Origin of the sequence: Chloroflexus sp. (genome assembly GCF_034432675.1) — a bacterium.
GTDB lineage: Bacteria > Chloroflexota > Chloroflexia > Chloroflexales > Chloroflexaceae > Chloroflexus.
This window is the reverse complement of the sequence record NZ_DAOUBI010000171.1, coordinates 1-6,434: the sequence shown is the minus strand read 5'-3', so window position 1 is coordinate 6,434 and position 6,434 is coordinate 1. Positions and strand designations below refer to the sequence as shown.

Genomic DNA, 6,434 nt, shown 5'->3' with positions numbered 1-6,434 from the left:
CTACCTGAAGTAGTTGCTCAACCGCCTCGTCAATACGTCCGGTTTGTCTCAACAAGTCGGCCAGTTTCGAGCGCGCATTGACCGTGTCGGGCGATAATTCGATAAAGCGAAAGTAGACGTCAATCGCTTTTTCTGCCTCACCACGCACACGGTACGTCTCGATCAGAAGTTGATACTTGGCAAGCGCCTCTTCGGGGCGACCCTGCCGTTCGTAGATTTCACCCATCCGTAGATGGATTGGGAGATACTCAACATTATGATGGATGACCTCCAGACATGCATCGAGCGCCGCGTCGAGCAAGCCCTGGGTGAGATAGGTTCCACTCAGTTCGAGCCAGCCGGCTGTTACCTCATCAAGCCCGGTGGAATCGAGCGGGGTTGGTGGTGGAAATTCAGGCGTTGCCAGTGCTGTTGGTGCACTCATTCGTTCGAGCAGTGGCAACTGTTCGATGGCTACTGGCTCGACTGTTGGTGCCTGATCGTTGTTAGGGACACTCCCTGAACGGAGAAAATCAGTAATCGGTCGAATCTTGCCCCATCGCCCGGTATCCGTATCAGGAACAGGAGGCTCAGGTTCAGCCGGTGCCGGCTGTGGCTGCAAGACGCCCGTCCCAATGGTACGTAGCTTGGCGAACATATTGCGGTCGGCCAGCTCTTTTGCCCGATTCTTGAATTCGACTGCTCGATCACGCCCCCACCGCTTACTTGCCAGAAAATCGGCCAGTGTGCCGTAGAGGGTTGAAGCCCGGGCCAGATCACCAATTTGCTCGTAAACCGTTGCCGCACTCTCGTACATCGCAATGAGATCATCGGCCTCCGCTTTACCGATAGTCTCAAGATCAACCAGGCTAATCGTCAGCTCGAACTCTTGCGCAGCCTGGGGTAATTGCCCAAGGTCACGATAGACCTGTCCCAATGCGAAGTGGGCAGAGAGTGCATATTCGGGATCGCCGGCTGCACGGGTCAACACACCCACCGCCGCTTTGAGATTACCCCGCGACTGGTAGAGTAAGCCGAGTGAATAGAGCACATCCGCTCGTTCAAGGCCAGCCTGCAGTGCCTGTTCGTAAAGGTCTACAGCCCGATCCTCATTACCGGCTTGCTGACATGCCATAGCCTCGGCAATGAGATGTTCAGGTTGCGACGCCGAACCCCGAAGGGCACCAGTTGGGAGTGACGGACGTAATCCACTCGTGCTACGCATGGCAACCGATGCCACCGGTTGCGTACCGAGCTGTTCACGCAGCCGGGTCGCAAGATCACGGGCGGCACGTTGATTGGGAACCAGGCGGAGTGCCCATTCGACCTCTTGTAACGCTGCGGCCAGATCACCCTGGGCAATCAGACGCTGAGCCAGTTCCAGATGGGTATCGGCAGCTTCGGGAAGTGCACCAATGTCTTCGTAAAGCTGCGCCAACCGACGGCGTTGATCATCAAGTTCCGGTTGAAGGGAGAGCAGTTCACGCAATGACTCGGCAGCCTGTAGCGAGCGACCCTGCGCACTGTGGAGATCGGCTAACGCTCGATAAGCATCAGCAGCCGCCACAACGTCACCTTGCCGCTGATAGCATTGAGCAATATAGCTTAAAAAAAAGGCGTTGGTGCGGTCAGTTTCGTACAAATCGCGAAATGCCTGCAACGCCTTATCAAACCGGTTCGTCTGAAAGAGTGCGGTGGCTGCGGCGGTGCGTGCTTCGAGGTCTTGTGGGAACTCTTGCAATGCCCGTACCGCTGCCCGTAACGAGTCTTCCCAACGACCTTGTGCCGATGCGTCCCGACACTGCTCCATTGCGCGATCAAAGATTGCCCGGTTGCCTGCCATAGCGTCTTTCCGCATGCTATCGGCGCTACTTCCCTAACAAGAACAAAATGAGCGCCTTTTGAACGTGGAGTCGATTCTCTGCCTGCTCAAATACGACAGATTGCGGCCCGTCGATAACCTCAGCCGTTACTTCCTCACCACGATGCGCCGGTAAGCAGTGCATCGCCAGTGCGTGTGGTGCCGCATGGGCCATAAGCGCTATGTTTACCTGATACGGTGTAAAGACCGGACGACGACGTGCAGCTTCGTGCTCCTGCCCCATCGATGCCCAGACATCAGTATACACTGCATCGGCTCCGCTAACCGCTTCAACCGGAGAAGCTGTAATGGTAAGCGTGGCGTCGTGTTCCTGGGCCAGTCGTTCCGTTAGTTCGATAATGTCGGGTGCCGGTCGGTAATCGGGTGGACACCCAATCCGCAGATTGAGACCCAGCGTTGCACCCAATAACATCAACGAATGACAGACATTATTTCCATCACCAACATACGCCAGGGTGAGACCCTGTAAGCGTCCGAAACGTTCACGGAGCGTCAGCATATCGGCCAGAGCCTGACATGGATGCTCACGATCCGAGAGAGCATTAATAACCGGTACCGTCGCATAGCGCGCCAGAGTCTCAACCGTGGCATGTTTGAACACCCGTGCCGCGATAATTGCCACCCAGCGACTTAAATTGCGAGCAACGTCAGGAACACTCTCGCGCCCGCCCATGTCAATGTCATTTGCCGAGAGATAGGAAGGATGTCCGCCGAGCTGAGTCATACCGGCTTCAAAGGCGACCCGTGTGCGCAGAGACGGCTTTTCAAAGACGAGAGCGAGTGTCTGGCCTAGCAAGGGCCGATCATTGACCTGGCCGGTGCGCCATGCCGCTTTAAGCATTGCGGCCCGATCAAGCAGGGCTTCCGCCTCAGCACGGTTAAGATCGACTGCGGAGAGAAAATGTCGTAATGTCATGGCAACATTCTTTCTTTCTATTCAGGCACAGGCAGGTCTGGCAAACGCCGACAGGATTGTATGCGCCTTAGCGTGTATTTCACTCAGTTCATTCCTGAGTCCTGGCGCGAGAGCTGTCGCCCCGGCGTCGGCGTGAATGATACCGCTGTTCAAGACTCAGACGGCGATAATCTCCTGCTTCGATGATAATCCGTTCCCGACAGATAGCGGTATCGTACATCCGGGAAAGAATGCGCGGATCGATATCCTTCGGGTCACGATTACTGGTGATCACCGTCGGTAGAGCATAATTATACCGATGGTTCATGATCTGGTAAAGTTTTTCCCGTGCCCAGGGGGTCGTATTTTCGGTACCCAGGTCGTCAAGGATCAGCAATGGTACATCGCGCACCAGTTCAAACCGTTCATCGTAGGCCGTCTCAGAATTAGGGCCGAAGGTTGAGCGAAGGTGGTCGAGCAGATCAGGCACGACGGTAAAAAGCACCGGCGTATGACGGTCGAGCGCTTCGTTTGCAATGGCGGCGGCCAGATGGGTTTTACCGCATCCATAACCACCAAACAACACCAGCCAGCCCTGGGGGTTTTGCGCATACTCATAGGCACGGGCAAATGCTCGCTGTACGCCGGGTACGGTACGGTCAAAGGTGGCAAATGTCTTATCACGTAGCGGTGCCAGGTTTGAGAGTCGCTCTAGCTCTTCGTAGCGTCGGCGTTCTTTTTCGGCCTGCTTGCAACGACAGGTGATTAGAACACCAAAATTGGGATCACCATACGGCACAGCCAGTGTGTAGTATCCAACACCTTGACAGATTGGACACACCGCTTTAGAGGTCGCTCTCGTCGCTTCCGCGGCGGAAGAGGTGTCCGAGTTGTCCACTGGTATATTTTTCAATATCGATAGGTCGTCCGGTCCGATACGACGCAGGTTCTCGTCCATTGGCGGCCCACCTCTCCAGCATACGCTGAATATAACGCCACGAACGTACATTCGCCCGTACTGCCTCGCGAATGGCATCTTCGAGCCATTCGGCGGGATAGCGGGCACTGGCCTCACGCAATTCCTCAAGTAATAATGGTGTTACCAGTCCAATATTTTGTTCGTACAATTCTATCAGACCCGGTCGCTCGCCAATCGCCTCATCGGCCGGAGGAACGAACCCACTCGCTCCGACTTGTTCTGCCCATGCCCGGTTGGCCGGTGTATTGATGAGATACCAGTTCCGTACCCGTCCATCGCGTGGCTCTACCAGATGTAAAACGGTGCCCCGACGTACCGCTGCTGTCAGTCCTTCATCGAGCAGCTCCTCAAACGAACGTAGGGTACTAAGCGACTGCAACGAGCGCCTGAGTAGATCATCATTGAGGAGATCATCCCAACTGAGCCGTCGTGGTCGGCTACGCAGGCGGCTGACGCGGTAGAAGAGATGCAGTGTCACTTTGATCTCGCTCGGCTTTGTGATAGCCGGCAATATCTCGGTGAAAAACTCCGGCGGGATGCCGGTTAGTCGTTCAGTTGTGAAGCCACTGAAAGTCATACCTTCTCACCGCCGGATGCGACCGGTGAATCTGTTCCTTTCCCCATGATACACCTTATGCAAGCATCTGATATGACGCAATAGAGTCTGTTTTGTCCGTACAACGCGGATTCCAGGCATCGTACAAGCCGGGGTGGCTCTGCGGCTTATCAAGCATATTTTAATCCATGGTACCATATCTCGCCGCTGCACAGAAACATGGCAAAATCTGTGCAAAGTATTGACAAAAGTTGTGAGTCGTCATATCATTTGCATGGCAAAATTTTTGACTTGCCATTTACTTCGATAGATTGGGAACTGGCACCATGAAATCACGCTCGCCGCTTGTCTTTATCTTTCTGACCATCTTCATTGATTTGCTTGGCATCGGTATTGTCTTACCGTTGCTGCCTGAATATGTCAAAATTGTTGAACAATCGACATGGACGTGGCTAGCTGAAAATCGAGCATTCGTTGTCGGGGCGTTAACTGCTTCATATGCGTTGATGCAATTTCTCTTCGCCCCAGTTTTGGGCGCACTTGGTGATCGATTTGGCCGCCGACCGGTGTTACTCCTGAGCCTGGTTGGTGCCGGCTTGAGCTATTTGGTCTTTGCCCTGGCCGAACAGTTAACGTTTCTCGGCGTCGAGGTGGTGATTGGGTTGTTGTTTCTGGCCCGCATCGCAGCCGGAATCACCGGTGCCAGCATCAGTACAGCTCAGGCATATATTGCCGACGTCACACCACCAAACGAACGTGCTCGTGGTCTGGGAATGATTGGTGCTGCCTTCGGTCTTGGCTTTATGCTTGGCCCGGCCCTGGGCGGGTTGCTCGCTAATGTGAATTTGCACGCCCCAGCCCTCTTCGCAGCAGCGCTTAGCTTCGCCAACGCGACCTTCGGCTTCTTCCGTCTGCCTGAATCGTTGCCACCGGAGAAGCGAGTTCAGTCGCACATCCGTAATCTCAATCCCATCAAGCGGTTGTTGGCCGTCGCTGGTGATCGGCGTGTCCAGCCATTCATTCTTGGTAGCGTCCTGTTCAATCTAGCCTTTGCCGGACTGCAAAGCAATTTTCCGGTCTATAGCGACGAACGTTTTGGTTTCAGTCCACAGCAAAATGCGTTTGTATTCGCATTTATTGGCCTGATTGCAGTCATAGTGCAGGGATTTTTGATCAGGAAGCTAGTGGCCCGCTTTGGTGAAGCCCGCCTGACGATAGCCGGTCTGATTCTGATGGCAATTGGCTTCGCGGCTACCGGTCTGGCAGCCGCTGGATGGATGCTCTTCCCGGCTATTGGTCTGGTGGCTCTCGGTGGCGGTATGGTTACCCCATCACTGACGAGCCTGGTATCACAGTCGGTATCAGCCCAGGAGCAAGGCGCGACCCTGGGTGGTGTGCAGTCGTACAACAGTTTGATGATGGTAGCCGGGCCGTTGCTGGCCGGGATGCTATTCGATCTGGTTGGACAGACTGCACCCTATTTGATCGGTGCCGGTCTGCTGGCAGCTTCGCTGGTGGTGTTGTATGGTACGTTACGTGAGCGGTTTACCGGGACACCACAGCCGACTACTACCACCGTTTCTACCGAGACGATGGTGCAGGTTGAGTAACTCTCCTCGGCTCAGCATTGATCACGAGTGAGCAGGCACCAGACAAGGCCGGTATCACATCCTTGCCGGGAACTTGTTGTGAGCGTTGCAGCCTAGATGTGGTGAGATTTTACGGAGACGTTTCAGGCCGGCAACATACCACCGGGCAGCTCCCTGTGCGGTTCAGAGGCAGACAGAATACGTGAGTGAAACATGTATCAAGATGCCCAAATGCAGGCTTGTGATCTCTCCTCGCTCACGTGTAGGTGAGAAGGGAGATCAAAGACCTGTATCAGGGCGTCTCGATGAGGCAAACATTGCATTAGATCATATATCCCTCTCTGCATATTGAGGCTATGCATTACCCACAAGTCACGTGGTAGGCAGCAGGATGCCTAATGTAACATGTGGTGGCTCCCCATGACGCAGGCGTCCCGCCCGCGTGTAGCCTCATCCCCGCCAACCCGTCTGATGCTCGCCGTGGCCGCTGGTGCGCAGGGTGGAAGCTTATCGATTGGGCATGACGTCCTCTCCGCACCACGCAACCCGCCTGA

At 54.8% G+C, this 6,434-nt stretch carries 5 protein-coding genes; 1 reads left to right on the top strand and 4 read right to left on the bottom strand.

The genetic code is table 11. The annotated features are described in order from the left end of the window. The 4 genes from VAE55_RS12645 to VAE55_RS12630 all read right to left on the bottom strand — a co-directional run. The coding region (locus VAE55_RS12645) for a tetratricopeptide repeat protein (protein WP_322816133.1) at positions 1 to 1,822 on the bottom strand (1,822 nt) is incomplete at its 3' end. Positions 1,823 to 1,847: 25 nt separating this feature from the next. Continuing rightward, positions 1,848 to 2,777 (bottom strand): ornithine carbamoyltransferase, encoded by a 930-nt coding sequence (argF, locus tag VAE55_RS12640; protein WP_322816132.1) that lies wholly within the window; start codon positions 2,775 to 2,777, stop codon positions 1,848 to 1,850. A gap of 88 nt (positions 2,778 to 2,865) precedes the next feature. Beyond that, positions 2,866 to 3,555, bottom strand: a complete 690-nt coding sequence (locus VAE55_RS12635) for an ATP-binding protein (RefSeq protein WP_012257453.1) — start codon at positions 3,553 to 3,555, stop codon at positions 2,866 to 2,868. Positions 3,556 to 3,601: 46 nt separating this feature from the next. Continuing rightward, positions 3,602 to 4,312 (bottom strand): DnaD domain protein, encoded by a 711-nt coding sequence (locus tag VAE55_RS12630; RefSeq protein WP_322816130.1) that lies wholly within the window; start codon positions 4,310 to 4,312, stop codon positions 3,602 to 3,604. Between the two features lie 305 nt (positions 4,313 to 4,617). On the opposite strand from VAE55_RS12630, the gene VAE55_RS12625 reads away from it, so the two are divergent. Continuing rightward, the gene (locus VAE55_RS12625; protein WP_322816129.1) at positions 4,618 to 5,901 is read left to right on the top strand and encodes an MFS transporter; all 1,284 of its coding nucleotides are present in this window, start codon (positions 4,618 to 4,620) and stop codon (positions 5,899 to 5,901) included. The last annotated feature ends 533 nt before the right edge of the window (positions 5,902 to 6,434 follow it).

Bases quoted from the DNA above. Each gene is read 5' to 3' on its own strand.
- argF (WP_322816132.1), bottom strand. From the start codon at position 2,777: ATGACATTACGACATTTTCTCTCCGCAGTCGATCTTAACCGTGCTGAG.
- VAE55_RS12630 (WP_322816130.1), bottom strand. From the start codon at position 4,312: ATGACTTTCAGTGGCTTCACAACTGAACGACTAACCGGCATCCCGCCG.
- VAE55_RS12625 (WP_322816129.1), top strand. From the start codon at position 4,618: ATGAAATCACGCTCGCCGCTTGTCTTTATCTTTCTGACCATCTTCATT.